The following is a 20,630-nucleotide window of genomic DNA, read 5'->3' on the forward strand; positions in this document are numbered from 1 at the left end:
AACGACCAACTCGAAACCGCCACCCACCACCAGGGCAAAGGCGACCTCGCCACCCTCCTGGCCGGGAACGACACCTGGACCGTCGTCGGCTGACCCTCGCCGACTCTTTCATCATCCGCCTCAGCTAGGAGAGCTCGTATGTCAACGGGAGCAGCAACCATACGTATCTGCATCGTTGGTGCCGGACCAAGGGGAACCGTGGCGCTGGAGCGCATCTGTGCCAACGCCGCCGAAGTCGCGGGGGACACGCGGGTCGAGGTGCATGTCATCGACCCCTATCCCGTGGGAGGCGGGCGCGTGTGGCAGCTCGACCAGTCGCGTCGGCTGCTGATGAATACCGTTGCCGGGGACGTGACCGTATTCACCGACGACACCGTCACTTGTGAGGGTCCGCTGACGTTCGGGCCCACCCAGTACCAGTGGGCGCGCATGGTCGCCGAGGGCGAAGTGACCGATGTGACCGAAGAGGCGAAGGCCGAGGCCGCGGTGATGGAACCGTGGTCGTACGCTTCCCGGGCGTTCCAGGGGGAGTACCTCGGCTGGGCCTTCGCCCACATCGTGCGCAACGCGCCGGCCCAGGTCCGTGTCGAGGTGCACCGGACCCGGGCGACCTCGGTCACCGATTTCCCGGACGGCACACAGCAGGTGTCCTTGGAAGGCCGGGAGCGTCCGCTGGCAGTTGATGCCGTGGTCCTCGCTCAGGGCCATTACGACGTCGAGCCGACGGATAAGCAGCGTGAGCTCGCCGATTTCGCCCAGCGGAACGGCCTGCACTATGTGCCGCCGAGCAGTCCCGCCGAGGCGGACCTGACGCCGATCGGCGCGGGGCAGCCCGTGGTCCTGCGCGGCCTCGGGCTGAACTTCTACGACTACATGGCGCTGCTCACGGAGGGCCGGGGTGGTCGCTTCGTCTCCGGTGCCGACGGCAGGCTGACGTATCTGCCGAGTGGGAACGAGCCCGTCGTCCATGCCGGGTCGGGGCGCGGTGTGCCCTACCGTGCGCGGGCGGAGATCCGTCAGGAGATCGTGCCCCGCTACCAGGCGACCTTTCTGTCCGCCGACGAGATCGCCCGGCTGAGGGGGCCGGCGGGCACCGGCCGCACCGACTTCATGGCGGACCTGTTCCCCCTCGTGTCGAAGGAGGTCGCCTGGAACTACTACAAGGTGTTGCTCCAGGACACCGACCCCGACGGGCACGCCCGGCTGCTGGCCGAGTACCCGCGCCACTCATGGGGTTCCCCGGAGATGGAGGCGCTCCTGAGCGATCTGGTGCCCGACCCGGAGCTGCGCTGGAACTGGGAGGCGCTCGACCGTCCCGCGGACCAGCGGGAGTTCGCCGACCCCGCCGACTACCGCGCGTGGATACTCGACGTCCTCGACGAGGACCTGCGGCACTCGGACCTCGGTCCGGCCACGAGCGCCGTCAAGGCGGCCGCCGCGGTGATGCGCGACCTGCGCGACGAGGTGCGGCAGGTGATCTCCCACCGGGGCCTGAGCGGCGCCTCCTACAGGGACCACATCGACCGCTGGTTCAGCGGGCTGAACAACTATGCCGCCAGTGGCCCTCCGGCCACGCGTGTCCGGCAGCTCCGTGCCCTGGTCGAGGCCGGGGTGGTCCAGGTGCTGGGCCCGCGCATGCGGGTGACGGCGGACCAGGAGTCCGGTGCCTTCGTGGTCGAATCCCCCCAGGTGCCCGGCACGTCGGTGCGTGTGACGGCACTCGTCGAGGCCCATCTGCCGACGACCGACGTGCGCCGGGCCACCGACCCGCTGCTGGCGTCGCTGCACTCCGCCGGCGGATGCCGGGCCCACTTCATCCCCGACACGGCGGGGCCGGGCTACGAGACGGGCGGTCTGGACGTCACCGATGTGACCTTCCAGGTCATCGACGGCCAGGGTGTTCCCCACCCGGCCCGCTTCTCCTACGGACCCCCGGTGGAGTCGGTGCAGTGGGTCACCGCGATCGGTGCCCGGCCGCACGTCAACTCCCGCACGCTGCTCCAGGGTGACTCCATCGCCCGGTCCTGCCTCAAGCAGGGTATGAACCGGCTCGCCGCGCGCCCGGCCGAGCGGGACGCGGAGCTGACGGTGCCCGTGCGCTGATCGCACGGGACCGTACGGGGAGGACAAGGGGGGCGGGCCCGGGAAGTTCCCGGGCCCGCCCCCCTTTGTCGGTCACTCCTCGGCCGACACAGCTCCGTGGATCTCGTGGACCGCCTTCATCAGCGCGATGCCCGCCGGAGCGCCGGCGTAAGCGGCGCACTGCAGGGCGACTTCGGCCATTTCCTCGACGGAACAGCCGTTGCGCAGGGCGCCGCGGATGTTGAGGCGCAGCTCTTCCGGCCGGTTCAGGGCGGTGAGCAGGGCGAGGTTGAGGAGGCTGCGCGTCCGCCGGTCCAGACCCTCGCGCGCCCAGACCGAGCCCCAGGGGTACGCGGTGATCAGGTCGAGCAGGGGCTTCGCCGGAGGCCAGTCGCTCAGCATGGAGTTGACGTGCTCGTCGCCGAGAACTTCCCTGCGGATACGGTCGCCTGTCGCGTACGGCTCGGGCGCGGACCGATCGGAGGACGTCATCCGGTCAGCCCGCCGAGGGAGGCGCGGACGCGGGGGCCACGGTCGGCAGGTCCGTGCACATCTCACCGCCGATCGCCCAGTTCTCCTTCGGGACATCGCGGATGATGACGTAGATGCGTTCGCGCGTGCTCCCGCAGGCGCGCTGGAAGGCGTCGGTGAGCTCGCGTGCCAGGACGGCCTTGTCCGCCTCGGTCCGGCCTTGCCACATGTCGACGGAGATGACAGGCATACAGATCCCTTTGCTCTATGGGCTGCTCCATGGGCAGTCACCTCTGTTTCTACCTGCGCGACAGGGGAGTCGGGTATCCGACTTTGGTGCAAGAGCCGTCGGCGGAGCCGGGACTCCCGCCGTCCGCGGCGCGGTACGCGCGGCGGTACTCGCTGGGGGGAATGCCGACACTGCGGGCGAAATGGAGCCGGAGGTTGCCCGCGCCGCCCAGGCCGCACTGCTCGGCGATCCTGTCCATCGGCTGGTCGGTGGTCTCCAGCAACTCCTTGGCGCGGGCGATACGCTGGGCCTGGAGCCACTGCAGGGGCGTGGTGCCCGTGGCCTGATGGAAACGCCGCACCAGTGTCCGTACGCTCGTTCCGGCCTGCCGGGCCAATTGAGGCGCGGTGAGGGGCTGGTGGAGCCGCTCGGCGGCCCAGTGCAGCAGCGGGGCCAGTCCGCTGTCGGTCTCCGTGGGCGGCACCGGCGTCTCGATGTACTGGGCCTGTCCGCCGGGCCGGTGGGCGGGCACCACCAGATGGCGGGCTACGGAACCGGCCACCCGGGACCCCAGGTCCTTGCGCAGCAGATGCAGGCACAGGTCGATGCCGGCGGTGCTGCCGGCACTGGTGAGGATGTCCCCGTCGTCGATGTACAGGACGGTGGGGTCGACGTCGACGCCGGGATAGCGTTCGGCCAGGAGCGGGGCGTGCTCCCAGTGCGTGGCGGCACGCCGCCCGTCGAGCAGCCCGGCCGCCGCCAGGACGAACGCCCCCGAACACAGGGAGACGATCCGCGCGCCGCGGCCGTGAGCCTCTTTGATGGCCTCCAGCAGCCGTGCGGGAGGCTCACCGCGGACGTCCGCACTGGCGGGAACGATGACGGTGTCCGCCTCGACGAGTTCCCGGTATCCGTGCGGGGTGTGCGTGGTGAACCACTGCCGGGCCGGGACGGCCTCGCCCTCCGTGAGGTTGCAGAGCCGGAAGTCGTACCAGGGGTCGTGGAGATCGGGGCGCGGAGTGCCGAACACATGGCAGGGCACGGCCAGTTCGAGGATCGGCATGCCGTCGGTGACCGCCACTGCCACGGTGCCGGGATTGCCGGGCTGCTGAGTCATGGCAGTAATCTAGCGGCTCATGGCAGATCTGCCACTCGATGGGGTGGTCGTGGGCGCCGATAGTGGGAAGCGCCTCCTTTTCGATCAACGGAAAGACGACGGATACGTCCATGACCTCAACTTCCGAAACCCGCCCGGCGGATGCGGCCGTTCCCGCCGCGTCCGCACCGGCGGATCCCCGGCGCTGGCTGGTACTGACCGTCGCGTCGGCCGCCCAGTTCCTCGCGATCCTCGATCTGTTCGCCGTCACCGTGGCCTTCCCCGCTCTGGAGAAGTCGTTCCCGCAGGCATCGCTCGCCTCCATGTCGTGGGTGCTGAACGGCTACACGATCGTCCTCGCGGCGCTCCTCATCCCCGCCGGACGCCTCGCGGACGAGACGAGCCGCAAGGCCAGCTTCCTCATCGGCATGGTGCTCTTCGGCCTGTCCTCGGTCGGCTGTGCCGTCGCCCCCAGCCTGACCGTACTGATCATCGCCCGTGTGGTGCAGGCGGTGGCCGCGGCCGTTCTCGTGCCCACCTCCCTGGGGCTGGCCCTGCCGGCTTTCCCCGAGCACGAGCGTTCCACGGCCATCGGCATCTGGACGGCGGTCGCGGCCGTCGCCGCGGGCAGCGGCCCGGTCCTGGGCGGCCTGCTGGTGGAGATCAACTGGCGGTGGATCTTCATCATCAACGTCCCCGTCTGCGCCGTGGCCGTCCTGGCCGGCGTGCGCCTGTTGCCACAGGTGGCCCGCAAGGCGTCACAGGGTCTGGACCTGTTCGGGTCGGCGCTCATCCTCCTCGCGTCCGGCGCGCTGACGATGGCCTTCGTTGAAGCGCCCGACTGGGGCTACACCGCGCCCGGCACCCTGGTCTGCTTCGTGGTCGCCGTGGTGCTGTTGCTCGTCCTCCTGCGCCACGTCCGCCACACCGCCGACCCGATCATCAGCCCCACCCTGTTCGCGAGCCGGCTGTTCAGGGTCGGCACCATCGGAATCTTCGTCTACTACCTGGCGTTCGCCTCGATGCTCTTCGAGGCCGCCCTCTTCCTGACCGGCCAGTGGCACTACTCGGTCCTGCGCGCCGGCCTGAGCATCGCGCCCACCCCGGTCACCGTCATGATCCTCTCCGCCCTCTCGGGGAAGATCATCCGCCGTATCGGCGCCCGGACCTCCGCGGTGGCCGGAGGCGTGGTGTTCGCGGTGGGCTGTGCCTGGTGGCTGATCGCCGCGGAGCCCACGCCGCACTACGCGGCCGCCTACCTGCCCGGGGCGATCCTCGTCGGCGCGGGCAACGCCCTGATCCAGCCCGCCCTGTTCGGTGCGGCGAGCGGGCTGCCCGCCGAGCAGCTGTCGGTGGGCTCGGGCACGCTGATGATGTCCCGCCAGATCGGCTCCGCCCTGGGCGTCGCCCTGCTCACCGCGATCCTCGGCAGCTCGGAGCACCCGACGATGGATTCCTTCCGGCACGGCTGGATCTACATGATCGTCACCGCTCTGCTGGCCGCGCTGGCAGGCCTCCGCTACCGCGCGAACACCCCCGCCAGGGCCTGAGCGCCCTCCCTGGATCCCGCCCGGCCCTGCCTGCTCCCCCGACAGGCGGGCCGGGCGGTTCTCCTTGCCACAGGCGCTCGTCCGCCCGGGATCAGGTACCGGCCAACGGCGAACGCGGGCTGCTCAGCACGGGCGTGGCCAACTCGGCGAGGGCCTTCTCCAGGTCGTGCAGGTGGGCCAGGGCACGCTCGGCACCCGGGTGGTGCTGCGGGGCGGAAGCGGCGAGGTCCATCGCCGCGGCAGGCGCCTCCGCGGCCGGTATCAGAGCGTGCAGCGCGGTCTCGACCCGCTGACAGGCGGCGGTCAGCCGGGCGTCGTGCGAGGCGTCCGGATCGGCGGCCACCTCCGCGAGACCGCGTGCCTGCCGCACACAGTCGTCGAGGTACGCCATGACCTGCCGCGCGCGCTCCTTGCGGGCCCGCAGCGGATTGAGCGGGTGCAGCAGCGGTGCCAGCGAGGCCCGCACCTTGCCCAGGAGCAGCTCCAGCTCCGCGACGTGCGGGGAAGGGTCGGCGGACTCGTCGCCCGCCAGCCGCCGCGCCGACTCCGTCGTGCAGTGCCGCACGGACACCAGCGCACGCCGGATCCACGCGTCGGTGGCGGCATGCGTCGTGATGGGCAGCACCAAGGCGACGGCCAGGGCCGCGCCGACGGCACCCACGAGCGTCTGCTCGAAGCGCAGTGCCAGCAGCCCGGGGTGGAGCACCCCCAGCAAGCCGTACAGCAGGCTGGCCATGACGGTGACGAAGAACATCATCCAGCTGTACGAAAGCGCGGCGGTGTAGAAGATCCCGAAGACGCAGACGGCGACGAGGACGGCGGTGGGCGCGGGCGCGCCGTGCAGCGGGACGGCGACGAGCAGCCCCACGGTGATGCCCGTCAGCGTGCCGACGATGCGGCGGAAGCCGCGGACGAGGGTCTCGCCGCGCGAGGCGGTGTTGACGAAGATCCACCAGGCGGTGCCGACCGCCCAGTACCAGCGCTCGTCCGAGACGAGCTGCCCGACGCCCAGGGCGATCGCGCAGGCGAAGGTGTTCTGGAAGGCCTGGCGCGTGGTGGGACGGGCGAGCCCGCGCGCCGTCAGGGGAGCGGGCCCCGCGGGCGGCGGGGTGCGGCGCTCGACGCACCACAGGCCGAAGCGGACGAGACCGGCGGTGGCGACGGACAGGGCCACGGCCGTGTACAGATGGGGAAGTTGGGCAGGGACGGCGTGCAGGAACTGCGCCATGAAGAAGGTCATGAACGCGAAGGTCCCCAGCGAGTGGCCGCGCGGGCCCCAGCGGCGCGCGTACACCCCGGCGTACACGACGGCGAGGAACGCGGCATCGCGCGCCAACGGGAGGTCGTGGAGCACCGTCGCCAGCGCGAGCACGGGGAAGCCCACGACGGGCAGCAGCGCGGTCGTGACGGCCTGGCCGCGCACCGTGGCATCCGCGACCGTGAAGAGCGCGAGCAACGCGGCGAGCCCGCCCGCGATGGCCGCGGCGAGCGAGTCGGTGACCAGCTCGGAGACGGCCACGGCCAGCCCGATGCCGAGCACGGCCCTGGCCGAAACGCGCAGCCGCAGCCGGCCCGGGTCCGGGGCCACGAACATCCTCTTCAGCAACTCTTCCGGCTCCCCTGCGCCTCAAAACGAAAAAGGCGCCGCGAGATCCGCAGCGCCATCGACAGGTTCATCAAAACATCCGGTCACCCGCTGGCTCAAGAGAAGGTGGAACGACTGTGCCATTGGTACAGTCACGGGGGTATTCGGCGTGCCAGAAAGGGCCAACGGACCAGAACCGCGGGCAGGGCCGGTGCCCGCCCGTCCTCGCACGGAGCCTCACGAGGTGTTCGCGGCCGCCTGACCTCGGGTTTGTCGGTGCCCCCGTGTAGCGTCGGACACACAAGCGGTTCGGTGGGGAGGGCGGCATGGTGATGGGCAGCGGGCGGCGGCGGTACGCGTACATCGGCTCGTTCACGGAGGCGGGCGGAGCGGGCCTGACGGTCGCCGAGGTGGACCCCGGCACGGGCGGGCTGAAGGCCGTGCACTCCACCGACGCCGTCGTGAACCCGTCCTTCCTCGCGCTGTCGCCCGGGGCCGACGTGCTCTACGCGGTGAGCGAGACCGACGAGGGCGCCGCCGCGGCCTTCTCGCTGGCCGACCCCGCCCGGCCCGAGCCGCTCGGCGAACCCGTGCCGGTGCGCGGCGAGTCGCCCACCCACCTCGTCTTCGCGGGAACGCACCTGTTCACCGCCAACTACCGGTCCGGCAGCGTCAGCGCCCTCCCCGTCCGCACCGGCGGCGGGCTCGGCGCACCGAGCGCCGTCCTGCCGCACCGCGGCTCCGGGCCCGTGGCCGACCGGCAGCAAGGGCCGCACGCGCACGCCGTCGTGCCCGACCCCTCCGGCCGCCGGCTGCTCGCCGTCGACCTCGGCACGGACTCCGTGTGGATCTACGCCCTCGACCCGGTGACGGGCCTGCCGCGCCCGCACGACGAGGTACGGCTGCGACCCGGCAGCGGCCCCCGGCATCTCACCTTCCATCCCCGCGGCGACCGTGCGTACGTCCTCAACGAGCTGGACTCGACCGTCACGGTCTGCCGCTGGGACGCCGCCGACGGCTCGCTCGTGCCGACCGGGCACACACGCGTCCTCGCCCCGGGCCTCAAGGTCGTCAACTACCCGTCCGAGCCCGTCGTCTCCGCGGACGGACGGTTCCTGTGGGTCGCCAACCGCGGGCACGACAGCATCACCACGCTTGCCCTCGACGCGTCCGGCGACATCCTCGGAATCCAGGGCTCCACCGCCTGCGGCGGCCACTGGCCCCGCGACCTGACCCTGGATCCGGAGGGCGGGCACCTCTATGCCGCCAATGAACGGTCGGGCGACGTCACCTGGTTCACCGTGGACCACGGCACGGGAATACCGAGCCTCGCGGGATCGCTCACCGCGCCCGCCGCGTCCTGCGTGATCTTCACCTGAGGCGCCGACACCCGGGCCCGGAACGGCCGGAGGGGCTCCCGCGGTGCGGAAGCCCCTCCCGGCGGACGTACGGACGGACGCGTCAGCGGACCGGCGTGCCCTGGAGCGACGGCTGGGTCGCCAGGCCCAGCGCGGCCGCGTACTTGGCCACGACGAGCTTGCCGATCGCCGGGTAGGCGCCCAGCGGCTCCGCCGCCGAGCAGGCCACCTCGCGCGCGGCCTCGGCCGCGAGACCCTCGGCCACCTCGGGGCCGACGATGCACGGCGCGAGCGCCAGGCTCTGCGACCCGGACGAACGCAGCTGCTCCGCGGCGCGGGCGATCGCGCCCTCCTCGTCCAGTGCCGCCGCCAGCACGGGCACCGCGAGCCGGGCGGACAACAGCATTCCGGTGATGCCCGCCGCCTGTACGGCCTCCTCGCCGCCGACCGTCGCCAGGATGATTCCGTCCGCGGCAGTTGCAACTGTGAACAGTCGGGCGCGGTCGGCCCTGGCCAGTCCGGCCTCCGAGAGGCGCACGTGCAGGGCCTCGGCGAGCAGGGGGTGCGGGCCGAGCGTGTCGGTCAGCTCGGTGACGGAGCCGCTGTTCATGACCGCATGGCGTATCCGGCGCAGGTGCGCGCTGTCGGGGCCCGCCAGCAGCGGGACCGCCACGGCCGTGGGCCAGCGCTCCCAGGGGCCCGCTCCGTCCGTCTCCGGGCCTCCCTGGGCTTCGCTCGCGCGAGCGGTGCGCTGGGCGGCCGCGTGGGCCAGGACGGACTCCAGCGACGGGTAGCCCACGTCGCCGCCGGCGGCGTCCACGTAGCCGATGCGCGCGTCGAGCCCGGGGAGCTCGGAGCGGGCGATGCTGAGCGCCTCCTCGGCGATCTGGCGGGTGGCGAGGTCGGCCCTCCCCGGCACGGCGAGGACCAGCGGCGGCGCGGCCGCGGGCGCTGCCGCAGGCTCCGGCCGCCGGTGCCGTCCGGACTGGCGGGGACGCGGCATTCGTACAGGCAGGCCAGGCGTGGGCCCTGTGGGGGAGCTCATGGCGCCGCATGTTAGTCGTTCATCGCACCAAGCCGTTCGGGCGGGGGCGTTCCGGCGCCGTCTGTCCGGATTTATTCGTCCGCGCATTCGGTACATGGAGGGCTGTTCAGCAAATGATACGCAACATCACCGGGTCGGCCGGCAGGCGCAGACCGCCCGTCACCAGTGCCCCTGCCACGCGCAACGCCCCGTCCAGCGGCGTCCCCATGGCGGCGACCGATCGCGCATGAGGTAGTTGCAATTGCAACTCTTCGCGCAGCGGTGCGAGCAGCGGTTCACCCATACGAAAAAGTCCGCCGGTGAGTGCGACTTCACATGTCGCACCAGCCTCGCCCGGCCCCTCCGTTGTGTCCGCCGTCCCTGCCATTCGGCCGGAAACCGGTAGGCGGCGCGGGCAGGCCGCGGCGGCCGCGGCGGCGATGTGACGCGCGGCCTCGCGGAGGATACGGGCGGCCACCGGGTCGGCCGGAGCGCAGCGTGCCACCTCGGGCGCGAACGAGGCGAGCACCGCGGGCCGGTCCGCCCGCGGGTACAGCACACCGGGCAGGTCCCGCGGCGGGCCGAACACGGCGGAGACCCGGGCCAGCAGCGCGCTCGACCCTCCGGCCCGTCCGTCGAACGCGCGCATCGCCGCCTCGAGCCCGGCGCGGCCGATCCAGGCGCCGCCGCCGCAGTCGCCGAGCAGGTGGCCCCAGCCGTCCGCGCGCCGCCAACCGCCTTCCGGGGTCAGGTCGGTGCCCAGCGCGATCATTCCGGTGCCCGCGGCCACGACCGCCCCCGGGCGTTGCCCGAGCGCGCCCGCGTAGGCGGTGACCGCGTCCGAGGCGAGGGCGAGACGGCGCACCCCGAGCGCCTCGCGCAGGGCGCCGGGCAGCAGGGCGTGAAGTTCGGCCCCCAGCGCGACCATGCCCGCAGCACCCACGCAGACGGCCTCGCAGCGCTCCGCTCCGGCGCGCGCCAACAGGTCCCTGGCGGCGGGTAGAACGCGGTCGAGAAGTCCCCGGGCGTCGACGCCGACAGGGGTGCGGGAGACCCAGGTCAGCGGCGGGCTTCCGCCGTGCGCGGGGGCCAGGGCGACACGGATTCCCGAACCGCCCGAGTCGACCCCCAGGACGAGGCCCGCCGCCGATGTCACCGGCCCGGCCGTGTCCCGGGCGCGAACGACCTGCGCGTGAACGCAGGCATGGACGTATGCGCAGGCCCCGCGGGCCGGTCCGCCGGCGCGTGCTCGCGCGTCACGGGGGAGTCCAACGGCCCGCAGGGGTACGGCATTACGGAAGCTGCCAGTTCACCGGCTCCGCGCCCTGGCGGACCAGCAGCTCGTTGGCCCGGCTGAACGGCCGGGAGTCGAAGAAGCCGCGGTCGGCGGACATGGGGGAGGGGTGCGCGGACTCGACGGACGGCACGCTGCCCAGCAGCGGGCGCAGATTGCGCGCGTCGCGGCCCCAGAGGATGGCCACCATCGGCCCGCCGCGCGCGACCAGCGCGCGGATCGCCTGCTCGGTGACCTCCTCCCAGCCCTTGCCGCGGTGCGCGGCGGGCTTGCGCGGGGCGGTGGTCAGGGCCCTGTTGAGCAGCAGGACGCCCTGCCGGGTCCACGGCGTGAGGTCGCCGTTGGACGGCCGGGGCAGGCCCAGGTCGGTGTGGAGCTCGCGGTATATGTTCTCCAGGCTGCCCGGCAGCGGCCGCACCTCGGGCGCGACCGAGAAGCTCAGGCCCACGGCATGGCCGGGCGTCGGATAGGGGTCCTGACCGACGATCAGCACCCGCACCTCGTCGAACGGCTGCTGAAAAGCACGCAGCACATTCGCACCGGAAGGCAGGTACGTCCGGCCCGCGGCGATCTCGGCGCGCAGGAAGTCGCCCATCGCGGCGATGCGTCCGGCCACCGGCTCCAGAGCCTTGGCCCAGCCAGGTTCGACGATCTCGTTCAAAGGTCGTGCAGCCACGGGGCGTCACTCTACTGGCTCAGTGCGTGTCCATGCGAACGCGTCCCATGGGCCGCAGCGTTCCGGCCGCGCCGCGTGTCCCCCGAACGGGTTTCCTGCCGGGCGTCCTGAGCCCGATGACGCCGAAGGCCCCGCCTCCTCGTCAGGGGCGGGGCCTCCATCACGGACGGAGCGGGCCGGCGGCTACTTCAGCGCGCTGCGCTTCTGCCACTGGTCCCACGTCTCCTGCCACACCTCGAGACCGTTGCCCACGTCGGTCACCTTGGTGCTGGTGGTGTTCTTGACCTCGACGGTCGAGCCGATCGACAGGAAGTCGTAGACCCTCTTGGCGTCACTGGTGGTCATGCCGAAGCAGCCGTGGCTGTTGTTCTCCACGCCGATCGACTGGTTCCAGGGCGCCGAGTGCAGGAACGTCCCGGACGCGGTCAGGTGGGTCACCCACTTCGAGTCGAGCATCCACTCGTTGCCGTGGCCGATGGTGGACGAGTCCATCGTCTCCGCCGCGTTCTTGCTGCGCACGGTGTGGATGCCGCCGCGGGTCGGGTCCACCGCCGAGCCCGCGGAGCCCTTGACCTCCCCGACCGGCTTGCCGTTCTCGTACATCGTGAGGGTGTGGCTGGGCACGTCGATGACGGCCTTGTGGTCGGCGCCTATGGTGAAGCCGAAGTTGTAGTTCTTCGCGAACCAGCCGCCCTCGCCGGAGTCGATGCCGGACAGGTCGCCGTTCACGGAGACCTTGGTCCCGGAGGGCCAGTAGGTCTTGGGCCGCCAGTCGATCCGGTCCTGGCCCGACCAGTCCTTGACCCAGCCCCAGGCGCCCTCCACCTTCGGCGTGGTGGTGACCTTCAGGGCCTTCTCGATCTCGGCGCGCTTGCTCTTGTCTATCGGGTCGTCGAAGAGGATCGAGACCGGCATGCCCGTGCCGACGGTCTGGCCGTCCCCCGGCGTGTAGTTGAGCTTGTTGACCTTCGGGGCCTCCTGCGTGCTGAAGGTGGAGGTCGACGAGGACTCCTTGCCCTTGCCGTCCTTGCCGCCCTTCGCCTTGGAGCGCACGGTGTAGGTGGTCTTCGGACCGACCTTGCCGTCCGAGGTCCAGGAGGAGCCGTCGTCGGCCAGCCGCCCCGCGACCTTGTTGCCCTTGTCGTCCTTGACCTCCACGTCGGTGAGGCGTCCGCCGTCGGCCTTCACCGAGATCGGGGAGCCCAGCCCGACCTCCTTGCCCCCGGAGGGGGAGACGGTGATCCGGGTCTCCTTCCCGGCATCGGCACCGCCGCCGCCGGACCCTCCGGAACAGGCGCTGAGCGCCAGGGAGCCCATGAGGGCGGATGCCAACAGGACGGAGCGACGGCCCGATCCGACGTGCACGTGAGTCGACCTTTCTCGTATCAGCAGAGCGAGCGGCGGGCCACGGCCGCCTCGCCCGAACCGGCCGACAGCACCCCGCCACACCTCTACAGATGATCGACACGCATGTACGGTTGCGCGAAAAATGGAAACATTTGTTCCGATGAACGCTTGGGTGATGCGGTATGGGTGGCGGCCGCGGAGCTCCGGGCCCTGCCGAGGGCTTGCACAGCACCTCTCGTCGTACGTCAGGAGCCGAAGTACGATCGATTTCGTACACTGGCTCGCCCGTACGGAGAGTCGTTCAGCCGCGGGCGCGCGCGGCGGCGAGCAGGCCTTCCCAGTCCGGGATCTTCACCGGCCCCCGGCCCAGCCTGCGCCCGAGCGCGGACTCCGCCGCCTCGATGCCCAGCCAGCCCGGCCACTCCACCAGCTCCCGGACCGTCGCGCGCAGAGCCGAGCGCGGGTCGTCCGCGAGCCTGCGCGCCGTCAGCGCCTCGACGTCGGCGAGCAGCGAGCCCACGGTCTCCTTGGCACACGACCGGTTGGTGCCGATCACGCCGGTAGGCCCACGCTTGATCCACCCCGCGACGTACTCGCCGGGTGAGGGGGCGCCGTCACGCAGCACCCTGCCCGCCACATGCGGCACGGTCCCGTGCTCCGCGTCGAAGGGCAGCCCCGGGATCGGCACTCCCCGGTAGCCCACCGACCGCAACACCAACTGCGCCTCGATGTCCTCGAACCGGCCGGTCCCGACCACACCGCCCCGGCCGTCCGGCGCGGTCCTCTCGAAACGCACCGCGCGCACCGCCCCGTCGCCGAGCAGGGCGACCGGACGCAGGAAGAACCGCAGCCGGATCCGGCGCGCGCGTCCCAGCCGTGGCTCCTCGCCCCAGCCCCGCAGGACCTCGACGTTGCGCCGGGCGGCCGCGGGCAGCCCGGACGGGTCGGCCCACGCCGGGTCCAGCGCCGCCTCGTCGGCCCGTACCAGCGCCTCCGCACCCGGCAGCGACCCGAGCTCACGCAGCTCCTTGGTGGTGAACTTCGCCTGGGACGGGCCGCGCCTGCCCACCATGTGGACGTCCGTCACCCGGCTGCCGGCGAGCGCGGCCAGGGCGGCGTCCGGTACGTCGGTGTGCCGCAGTTCATCGGCGCCGCGCGCCAGCACCCGGGCCACGTCGACCGCCACATTGCCGACCCCGATGACGACCGCCGAGCGCGCGGCGAGGGCGAAGGCGTCGGGAGCGGCGTCCGGGTGCGCGCTGTACCAGGAGACGAACTCCGTGGCGGAGAAGCTGCCCGGCAGATCCTCGCCCGGAATGCCGAGCCTCCGGTCCGTCGCGGCACCGACGCAGTAGACCACCGCGTGGTAGAGGTCCAGCAGCCGACGGGGTGTCAGGCCGCCCGGTGCGCCACCGACCGGGACGTTTCCCAGGAACGCGATGCCCGGGTGCTCCAGGGCCGTCCGCAGATTGCCCTGAAGGGACTTGATCTTCTCGTGGTCGGGTGCCACGCCGTAGCGCACCAGGCCGTACGGACAGGGCAGCCGGTCGAGGACGTCCACCGTCACCCCGGGGACGTCCTGCTGCTGCACCAGGGCCTGGGCGGTGTAGACCCCGCTCGGCCCCGACCCGACGACTGCGACGCGAAGCACGGTGGGCCCCTTCCGGAGGGTGGGCGTCCCGCAGACGGAAACCAGGATGACACCGGGGGGACGGGATACGGGAGAGACGCCGGGGGCGCGGCGCGCCGACGGACCGCCGCCCGCCCGAGGGGTCAGCCCACCAGCCCGAGCACCGCCCGCAGCGCGGTGGGACGCTCCTCGACCGGCAGGTGCTCCACCAGGTGCACCGCACAGCCCGCCCCGGCCGCACCCCCGTCCGCGCGTGCGTCGTCCCCGACCATCAGGACGCGCTCCGGCGGCAGGCCCAGCGACCGGCACGCCACCCGGAACAGCCGGGGGTCGGGTTTCTGCACCCCGTGCTCGTAGGACAGCACGTACGCGTCCACCCCGGCGTCCAGCCCGTGCGCGCGGAAGACCGGCCGCAGGTCCCAGCCGATGTTGCTCACCACAGCGGTGCGCACACCGCGCCGCCGCAACCCGTCCAGGACGTCGGCCGCGTCGGCGTACGGATGCCAGGCCTCCGGCTCCATGTGGCGTGCGTACAGCGCGTCGTAGAGCTCGGGCCGCGGCAGCGGCACCTCGCGGGCCAGCCCCATGTACGCCGCGCGGTGCTCTTCCGCACTGCGGTCCCGGCCGGACCACGGCCCGGCCAGATGCGGCGGCACGACGGCGGGTTTCCGCCCGCCGGGAAGAGCGCCGGCCTCCTCCAGCCGCCGTGCCAGCCGGGCCGATTCGGCCTCGCCCATGGGGACCCCGGCCCTGTCCAGCGCGACGCGCAACCACGTCACCGCAGGCTCGATCCGGAACAGCGTCCCGGAGAAGTCGAAGAGAACGCCCTCGACCGTCCGTTCCGCCATGGCTGGGTTCACTGCTCCCGTCGTCACGTTCGCATCCTGCCGGATGCGTCCGCCCGCCCGCAGGTGACGACGAGCCGGTCCGCTGTCCCGGGCGTAGCCTGGAAGACGGATAGTCCCGACTTCAACTGGTCTCTTGAGTGGAGGTCGTCATGGACATCCTGGTCCTCATCGGCAGAATCCTCTTCGCGTTCCTCTTCCTCGGCTCGGCCGTCGGTCACCTCACCAAGACCAAGATGATGGCGGGCTACGCGGCGTCCAAGGGCGTACCCGCCGCCACGGCGGCGACGGCGGCCAGCGGAGTGCTGCTCCTGGTCGGCGCGCTGAGCGTGCTGCTCGGCGCGTGGGCGGATCTGGGTGCGCTGCTGCTGGCCGTGTTCCTGGTGCCGTCCGCACTGCTGATGCACCGGTTCTGGCAGGAGACCGACCCGCAGGCACGCCAGCAGGAGATGATCCACTTCCAGAAGGACGTGGCACTGGCGGGCGCGTGCCTGATGCTGCTCGCATTCTTCTCGTACGTCGGCCACGACCTGGGCCTGACGCTCACCGGACCCCTGTTCGGCATCGAGTGAGCCGCGCGGCAGGGCCGTACGACCCCAGGTGCCGGCGCACCGGGGCCGCTGTGGCAGGCTGCGCGGAGACGCCCGCCCAGCCGGGCGGAAGCACCAGAAAAGAGTGGAAAATTGAGCACGCCGGATCGTTCGCACTGGCCATCCGTACCCGCCACCCACCGGGACGCCATCGCGGCGGAGAGCCGCAGGTTCGTGGAACTGGTCAAGGACGCGGATCCGGCGACCCCGGTGCCCGGCTGCCCCGGCTGGACGCTCGTCGATCTCGTCCGGCACACGGGCAGCGTGCAGCGCTGGTTCTCCGTCCTGCTGCGTCAGCTCGTCCAGGAACCGCCGCGCAGCCGCGACGTGGACCTGCGGCTCCCGGCGCGCGAGGACGGATACCCCGACTGGCTGGCGGCGAGCGCGGCCGAGGCCGCGAGCGCCTTCGCCGTCACCGACCCGGACGCTCCGATGTGGGCGTGGGGCGCCGACCAGCACGCCAGGTTCTGGGTGCGACGCATGCTGTTCGAAACCCTGGTGCACCGCGCCGACGCGGAACTCGCCCTCGGCCTCCGGCCCGTGATCGACCGCGACCTGGCGGCCGACGGAGTGGACGAGTTCCTGGTCAACCTGCCCCACGCCACGTTCTTCGCCCCCAAGGTGGCCGACCTGCGCGGCGACGGCGAGACCCTGCGCTTCCGCTGCAGCGACGGGAGCGGCGACTGGCTGATTCGCCTGCGGCCCGACGGCTTCGGGGCCGAGCGGGTCACCGACGGCACGGGAGCGGCCGCCTCCGCCGATGCCTCCGTCCAGGGAGCCGCCGCGGACCTGCTGCTGCTCGTCTACGGCCGCCTCGGCCACGGTGCGGACGTCTTCGAGGTCCGGGGTGACGAGGAGCTGCTGGCGCGCTGGTCCGCCGACTCCGCGTTCTGAACCAAGTGGCGCACCGCGCAGCTCACGCGCCGTGACGTCCACCCCTGCGCCGTGCCGCACCGCGGCGCGCGGACCCGGAACCACCGCCCCCGCCTCCACACTCGGAGCCCCGACACCGAGGAGGCGCATGATGCACGGCATAGCCAGGAGACTGGGGACATGGGCGGGTTCCGCCGCACTGCTGGGTGCGGCGGTGCTCACGGGACCGGCCGCCCAGCAGGCCCAGGCGGCCACCGGCGACCTGACCTGTTCCGGAAAGTTCACGATGTCCTTCGACCCGGCGCTCGTACCCGGCGGTTCCGCGAAGGTCAGCGTCGCGGCCACGCTGGACAGCTGTACCTCGCCCGACGGCAAGTACGTCAGTCTCCAGTCCGCGACGGGTACGGCCAGCGGCACGGCCACCACCAACAGCGGCACCCAGGGCAAGGGCCCTTGCGGCGTCCTGTTCACCGCTCAGGGGACCGGCACACTCACTTGGTCCCCCGCCGGTACGCAGAGCTCGATCCAGTTCACGGTGAACACGGACCCGAACAATGGGACCGTCACCTTCCACTGCATCGTCACCAGCGGAACGATGCAGAACGACACGGACACCGTGGTGCCCGCCGTCTCGGGCGCCGACTGCTCCGTCCACGGGCTGCAGGACATGAGCGCCCACATGGCGGTGACCTTCGCCTGAGACGCCGGGAGCGCCCCGGCCCGGGGCGGCGGGAGGAGGCCCTCCCGCCGCCCCGTTCTCCGCTCCGACCGGTTTCTCCGCTCCGGCCGGTCCCGGGTGAGCCGTGTCTCACCTGAGCGGTGCCGCTTGTCTATGAAACGAGTTGCATAGCAGGATCCGGGGCATGGCGCTCGAGCACGCGATCCTCGTCTCCCTGCTGGAGAAGCCGGGCTCCGGCTATGAGCTGGCCCGGCGCTTCGAGCGGTCCATCGGCTACTTCTGGACCGCCACCCACCAGCAGATCTACCGCGTCCTCAAGCGCATGGAGGGCGACGGCCGGCTCGACGTCCGCGAAGTACCGCAGCACGGCAGGCCGGACAAGAAGGAGTACTCCGTCGCCGCCCCCGGGCGGGCCGCCCTCTCCGAGTGGCTCCACGAGCCGATCGAACCCGAGAGCATCCGGCACGACCTCGCCGTCAAGATCCGCGGCGCGGCCTTCGACGACCCGGCCGCGCTGATCCGCGAGGTCGAACGGCACCACCAGGTGCACACCGACCGGCTCGCGCACTACCTCGCGGGCGAGCTGCGCGACTTCACCGGAACCGAGGCTCCCGGAACGCCCGACGCCGGGCGGGAGCTGCAGCACGTCGTGCTGCGCGGCGGCATCGCGTACGAGCGGATGACGCTCGCATGGCTCGACGACGTACTCGCCACCCTCCACCGAATCGGTGCCGAGCGCTGAAGCGGCACCGGTGACCCATCGACTCCCAAGCCGGAAAGGCGAACATCCATGGCCGACCCGCTGCTGTTCAACCCCCGTACCTACGACCCGGCGCACTTCGACCCCGAGACCCGCAGGCTGCTGCGCGCCACCGTCGACTGGTTCGAGGAGCGCGGCAAGCGCAAGCTGATCGAGGACTACCGCTCCCGCGCCTGGCTGGCGGACTTCCTCGCGTTCTCCGCCAAGGAAGGGCTGTTCGCCACCTTCCTCACCCCGGCCTCCGCCGCCGACGGACAGGCCGACGGACAGCGGGACAAGCGCTGGGACACCGCCCGGATCGCCGCTCTCAACGAGATCTTCGGCTTCTACGGGCTCGACTACTGGTACGCGTGGCAGGTCACCGTCCTCGGCCTTGGCCCGGTCTGGCAGAGCGACAACGCCGCCGCCCGCGCCCGCGCCGCCGAACTCCTCGCCCAGGGCGAGGTGTTCGCCTTCGGTCTCTCCGAGAAGGCCCACGGCGCCGACATCTACTCCACCGACATGCTGCTGGAGCCCGACGGCGACGGCGGCTTCCGGGCCAGTGGCTCGAAGTACTACATAGGCAACGGCAACGCCGCAGGGCTCGTCTCGGTCTTCGGCCGCCGCACCGACATCGAGGGCCCCGACGGCTACGTCTTCTTCGCCGCCGACAGCCGCCACCCGGCGTACCACCTGGTGAAGAACGTCGTCGACTCCTCGAAGTACGTGAGCGAGTTCCGCCTCGACGGCTACCCGGTCGGCCCCGACGACATCCTGCACACCGGCCGCGCCGCCTTCGACGCCGCCCTCAACACCGTCAACGTCGGCAAGTTCAACCTCTGCACGGCCTCGATCGGCATCTGCGAGCACGCGATGTACGAAGCCGTCACCCACGCGCACAACCGCGTCCTCTACGGCCGCCCCGTCACCGCCTTCCCGCACGTGCGCCGCGAGCTGACCGACGCCTACGTCCGCCTCGTCGGGATGAAGCTGTTCAGCGACCGCGCCGTCGACTACTTCCGCTCCGCCGGCCCCGACGACCGCCGTTACCTGCTCTTCAACCCCATGACGAAGATGAAGGTGACCACGGAGGGCGAGAAGGTCATCGACCTGATGTGGGACGTCATCGCGGCCAAGGGCTTCGAGAAGGACACCTACTTCGCCCAGGCCGCCACCGAGATCCGGGGCCTGCCGAAGCTGGAGGGCACGGTCCACGTCAACCTCGCGCTGATCCTCAAGTTCATGCGCAACCACCTGCTGGACCCCGCCGGGTACGCGCCCGTGCCGACCCGCCTCGACGCGGCCGACGACGCGTTCCTCTTCCGGCAGGGACCGGCCCGCGGCCTCGGCTCCGTACGCTTCCACGACTGGCGCACCGCCTACGACGCGTACGCCGAGGTGCCCAACGTCGCCCGCTTCCGGGAACAGGCGGACGCGCTGTGCGAGTTCGTCACCACGGCCGCCCCCGACGAGGAGCAGAGCCGCGACCTCGACCTCCTCCTCGCCGTCGGCCAGCTGTTCGCGCTCGTCGTGCACGGCCAGCTGATCCTGGAGCAGGCACGCCTGACGGGACTCGAGGGGGACGTGCTCGACGAGCTGTTCGCCGTCCTCGTCCGCGACTTCTCCGCGCACGCCGTCGAACTGCACGGCAAGGACTCCGCCACCGCGGAGCAGCAGAGCTGGGCGCTGGGCGCGGTCCGCCGCCCCGTCGTCGACGAGGCCCGCTCGGCGCGCGTCTGGGAGCGCGTCGAGGCGCTGTCCGGGGCGTACGAGATGGCGCAGTGACGAAAGGGCCACTGCCGTCGGCGATCCGGCCGGCGGCAGTGGCCCGGCCGGCCGGATCGCGTGGACTCCTGTCAGTCCCCGGTCAGGTCGTCCACCGTGGGGGCGACCGTGCCGAACAGGTCCGTGACGGTGGTCAGGCTCGCCGCCTGGAGGGCGGCGGCGGGCAGGACGGTGCCGTCAGGGGCGGCGAGGGAGCGGGTGGCGGTGGCCTCGGCGACGACGGTGGGGCGGTAGCCGCGGTTGAAGGCGCCCTGAGCGGTGAACGTGACACACATATGGGTCATAAAACCGGCCAGGACCAGATCGGGGCCCACACCGAGCGCACGCAGGGTCTCCTCCAGCCCGGTGTCGTGAAAGGCGTCGGGGAAACGCTTGACCACGACGCGCTCGCCCTCGACGGGGGCGACCTCGTCGCTGATGGCGCCGATCCGGGCGCGGATGTCGTAGGGGGTGCCCTCGCCACCGTCGTTGACGACATGGACGACCGGAGCACCCGCGGCGCGGGCCGCGGCGAGCAGGCGGGCACCGGCGGCCACGGCCCGGTCGGCGCCGTCGAGCGCCATCACGCCGGTGCGGTACGTGTTCTGGAAATCGATCATGATCAGGGCCGCGTCGGCCAGGCCGGGCAGCCGGCCGTCGAGGCCGATCACGTCGCGCAGGGTCGTGGAAGCGGTCATCAGGGGTTTCCTTTTCAGTAGCGGGACGAGCGCGTTCGGTAGCGGGGGCGAGCGCGGGGGATCCGGGCACGGCGAAGCAGCGCGGCGGCGCTCGCGTACC

General features: G+C 71.9%; 19 protein-coding genes. 8 read left to right on the forward strand and 11 right to left on the reverse strand.

Features of this window, described 5'->3' with window-relative positions; all coding sequences use genetic code 11:
- Positions 1-138 precede the first annotated feature (138 nt).
- Positions 139-2,103, forward strand: coding sequence for an FAD/NAD(P)-binding protein (locus tag ACWD4A_RS26940; protein WP_451197852.1), 1,965 nt, complete (start codon positions 139-141; stop codon positions 2,101-2,103).
- A 72-nt stretch (positions 2,104-2,175) separates the two neighbouring features.
- Here ACWD4A_RS26940 and ACWD4A_RS26945 read toward each other — a convergent pair whose 3' ends face one another.
- From ACWD4A_RS26945 to ACWD4A_RS26955, 3 genes are read right to left on the reverse strand one after another with little or no spacing between them, the layout of a single operon-like run.
- The gene (locus ACWD4A_RS26945) at positions 2,176-2,574 is read right to left on the reverse strand and encodes a carboxymuconolactone decarboxylase family protein (RefSeq protein WP_451197854.1); all 399 of its coding nucleotides are present in this window, start codon (positions 2,572-2,574) and stop codon (positions 2,176-2,178) included.
- A gap of 4 nt (positions 2,575-2,578) precedes the next feature.
- Positions 2,579-2,803 carry a tautomerase family protein gene (locus ACWD4A_RS26950; protein WP_451197855.1) on the reverse strand — a complete coding sequence of 75 codons (225 nt, stop codon included), beginning with the start codon at positions 2,801-2,803 and terminating at the stop codon, positions 2,579-2,581.
- 49 nt (positions 2,804-2,852) lie between these two features.
- Positions 2,853-3,899 carry a GlxA family transcriptional regulator gene (locus tag ACWD4A_RS26955; RefSeq protein ID WP_451197856.1) on the reverse strand — a complete coding sequence of 349 codons (1,047 nt, stop codon included), beginning with the start codon at positions 3,897-3,899 and terminating at the stop codon, positions 2,853-2,855.
- A 110-nt stretch (positions 3,900-4,009) separates the two neighbouring features.
- Here ACWD4A_RS26955 and ACWD4A_RS26960 point away from each other — a divergent pair, with 110 nt between their 5' ends.
- The gene (locus ACWD4A_RS26960) at positions 4,010-5,428 is read left to right on the forward strand and encodes an MFS transporter (protein WP_451197858.1); all 1,419 of its coding nucleotides are present in this window, start codon (positions 4,010-4,012) and stop codon (positions 5,426-5,428) included.
- A gap of 91 nt (positions 5,429-5,519) precedes the next feature.
- On the opposite strand, the gene ACWD4A_RS26965 is transcribed toward ACWD4A_RS26960, so the two are convergent.
- Positions 5,520-7,022 carry an FUSC family protein gene (locus ACWD4A_RS26965; RefSeq protein ID WP_451197892.1) on the reverse strand — a complete coding sequence of 501 codons (1,503 nt, stop codon included), beginning with the start codon at positions 7,020-7,022 and terminating at the stop codon, positions 5,520-5,522.
- A gap of 317 nt (positions 7,023-7,339) precedes the next feature.
- Between ACWD4A_RS26965 and ACWD4A_RS26970 the strand changes: the two genes are divergently transcribed.
- Positions 7,340-8,392 (forward strand): lactonase family protein, encoded by a 1,053-nt coding sequence (locus tag ACWD4A_RS26970; RefSeq protein WP_451197859.1) that lies wholly within the window; start codon positions 7,340-7,342, stop codon positions 8,390-8,392.
- Between the two features lie 82 nt (positions 8,393-8,474).
- Here the strand turns inward: ACWD4A_RS26970 and ACWD4A_RS26975 are convergent, their stop codons facing one another.
- The 6 genes from ACWD4A_RS26975 to ACWD4A_RS27000 form a co-directional block, all read right to left on the reverse strand.
- Entirely contained in the window at positions 8,475-9,416 is a 942-nt protein-coding gene (locus ACWD4A_RS26975) for a sirohydrochlorin chelatase (RefSeq protein ID WP_451197861.1), read from the reverse strand.
- A 106-nt stretch (positions 9,417-9,522) separates the two neighbouring features.
- A complete protein-coding gene (locus tag ACWD4A_RS26980) occupies positions 9,523-10,551 on the reverse strand; it encodes an N-acetylglucosamine kinase (protein WP_451197863.1) in 1,029 nt (342 codons plus the stop codon).
- Positions 10,552-10,687: 136 nt separating this feature from the next.
- Complete coding sequence (locus ACWD4A_RS26985) at positions 10,688-11,365, reverse strand: uracil-DNA glycosylase (protein WP_451197864.1); 678 nt, start codon at positions 11,363-11,365, stop codon at positions 10,688-10,690.
- A 183-nt stretch (positions 11,366-11,548) separates the two neighbouring features.
- Complete coding sequence (locus ACWD4A_RS26990; protein ID WP_451197865.1) at positions 11,549-12,730, reverse strand: Ig-like domain-containing protein; 1,182 nt, start codon at positions 12,728-12,730, stop codon at positions 11,549-11,551.
- A gap of 283 nt (positions 12,731-13,013) precedes the next feature.
- On the reverse strand, positions 13,014-14,363 hold the full coding sequence (locus ACWD4A_RS26995; protein ID WP_451197866.1) for an FAD-dependent oxidoreductase: 1,350 nt from the start codon (positions 14,361-14,363) through the stop codon (positions 13,014-13,016).
- Positions 14,364-14,485: 122 nt separating this feature from the next.
- Complete coding sequence (locus ACWD4A_RS27000) at positions 14,486-15,190, reverse strand: HAD family hydrolase (RefSeq protein WP_451197894.1); 705 nt, start codon at positions 15,188-15,190, stop codon at positions 14,486-14,488.
- A 149-nt stretch (positions 15,191-15,339) separates the two neighbouring features.
- Between ACWD4A_RS27000 and ACWD4A_RS27005 the strand changes: the two genes are divergently transcribed.
- The 5 genes from ACWD4A_RS27005 to ACWD4A_RS27025 all read left to right on the forward strand — a co-directional run bounded on the left by ACWD4A_RS27005 (position 15,340) and on the right by ACWD4A_RS27025 (position 19,853).
- Positions 15,340-15,759, forward strand: a complete 420-nt coding sequence (locus ACWD4A_RS27005) for a DoxX family protein (protein WP_451197867.1) — start codon at positions 15,340-15,342, stop codon at positions 15,757-15,759.
- A gap of 111 nt (positions 15,760-15,870) precedes the next feature.
- Complete coding sequence (locus ACWD4A_RS27010) at positions 15,871-16,671, forward strand: maleylpyruvate isomerase family mycothiol-dependent enzyme (protein WP_451197869.1); 801 nt, start codon at positions 15,871-15,873, stop codon at positions 16,669-16,671.
- 127 nt (positions 16,672-16,798) lie between these two features.
- Positions 16,799-17,350, forward strand: coding sequence for a hypothetical protein (locus ACWD4A_RS27015; RefSeq protein ID WP_451197870.1), 552 nt, complete (start codon positions 16,799-16,801; stop codon positions 17,348-17,350).
- Positions 17,351-17,513: 163 nt separating this feature from the next.
- Positions 17,514-18,071, forward strand: a complete 558-nt coding sequence (locus ACWD4A_RS27020) for a PadR family transcriptional regulator (protein WP_451197872.1) — start codon at positions 17,514-17,516, stop codon at positions 18,069-18,071.
- A 48-nt stretch (positions 18,072-18,119) separates the two neighbouring features.
- Positions 18,120-19,853: an acyl-CoA dehydrogenase family protein gene (locus tag ACWD4A_RS27025; protein WP_451197873.1), complete on the forward strand. Its 1,734-nt coding sequence runs from the start codon at positions 18,120-18,122 to the stop codon at positions 19,851-19,853.
- 71 nt (positions 19,854-19,924) lie between these two features.
- Here ACWD4A_RS27025 and ACWD4A_RS27030 read toward each other — a convergent pair whose 3' ends face one another.
- The gene (locus ACWD4A_RS27030) at positions 19,925-20,530 is read right to left on the reverse strand and encodes an isochorismatase family protein (RefSeq protein WP_451197874.1); all 606 of its coding nucleotides are present in this window, start codon (positions 20,528-20,530) and stop codon (positions 19,925-19,927) included.
- Positions 20,531-20,630 lie beyond the last annotated feature (100 nt).

The sequence above is a fragment of the Streptomyces sp. NPDC002537 genome (genome assembly GCF_053594975.1).

Bases quoted from the DNA above. Each gene is read 5' to 3' on its own strand.
- ACWD4A_RS27030 (WP_451197874.1), bottom strand. From the start codon at position 20,530: ATGACCGCTTCCACGACCCTGCGCGACGTGATCGGCCTCGACGGCCGG.
- ACWD4A_RS27020 (WP_451197872.1), top strand. From the start codon at position 17,514: ATGGCGCTCGAGCACGCGATCCTCGTCTCCCTGCTGGAGAAGCCGGGC.
- ACWD4A_RS26965 (WP_451197892.1), bottom strand. From the start codon at position 7,022: ATGTTCGTGGCCCCGGACCCGGGCCGGCTGCGGCTGCGCGTTTCGGCC.
- ACWD4A_RS26960 (WP_451197858.1), top strand. From the start codon at position 4,010: ATGACCTCAACTTCCGAAACCCGCCCGGCGGATGCGGCCGTTCCCGCC.
- ACWD4A_RS27000 (WP_451197894.1), bottom strand. From the start codon at position 15,190: ATGGCGGAACGGACGGTCGAGGGCGTTCTCTTCGACTTCTCCGGGACG.
- ACWD4A_RS26955 (WP_451197856.1), bottom strand. From the start codon at position 3,899: ATGACTCAGCAGCCCGGCAATCCCGGCACCGTGGCAGTGGCGGTCACC.
- ACWD4A_RS27025 (WP_451197873.1), top strand. From the start codon at position 18,120: ATGGCCGACCCGCTGCTGTTCAACCCCCGTACCTACGACCCGGCGCAC.
- ACWD4A_RS26975 (WP_451197861.1), bottom strand. From the start codon at position 9,416: ATGAGCTCCCCCACAGGGCCCACGCCTGGCCTGCCTGTACGAATGCCG.
- ACWD4A_RS26970 (WP_451197859.1), top strand. From the start codon at position 7,340: ATGGTGATGGGCAGCGGGCGGCGGCGGTACGCGTACATCGGCTCGTTC.
- ACWD4A_RS26950 (WP_451197855.1), bottom strand. From the start codon at position 2,803: ATGCCTGTCATCTCCGTCGACATGTGGCAAGGCCGGACCGAGGCGGAC.
- ACWD4A_RS27005 (WP_451197867.1), top strand. From the start codon at position 15,340: ATGGACATCCTGGTCCTCATCGGCAGAATCCTCTTCGCGTTCCTCTTC.
- ACWD4A_RS27015 (WP_451197870.1), top strand. From the start codon at position 16,799: ATGATGCACGGCATAGCCAGGAGACTGGGGACATGGGCGGGTTCCGCC.
- ACWD4A_RS26945 (WP_451197854.1), bottom strand. From the start codon at position 2,574: ATGACGTCCTCCGATCGGTCCGCGCCCGAGCCGTACGCGACAGGCGAC.
- ACWD4A_RS26940 (WP_451197852.1), top strand. From the start codon at position 139: ATGTCAACGGGAGCAGCAACCATACGTATCTGCATCGTTGGTGCCGGA.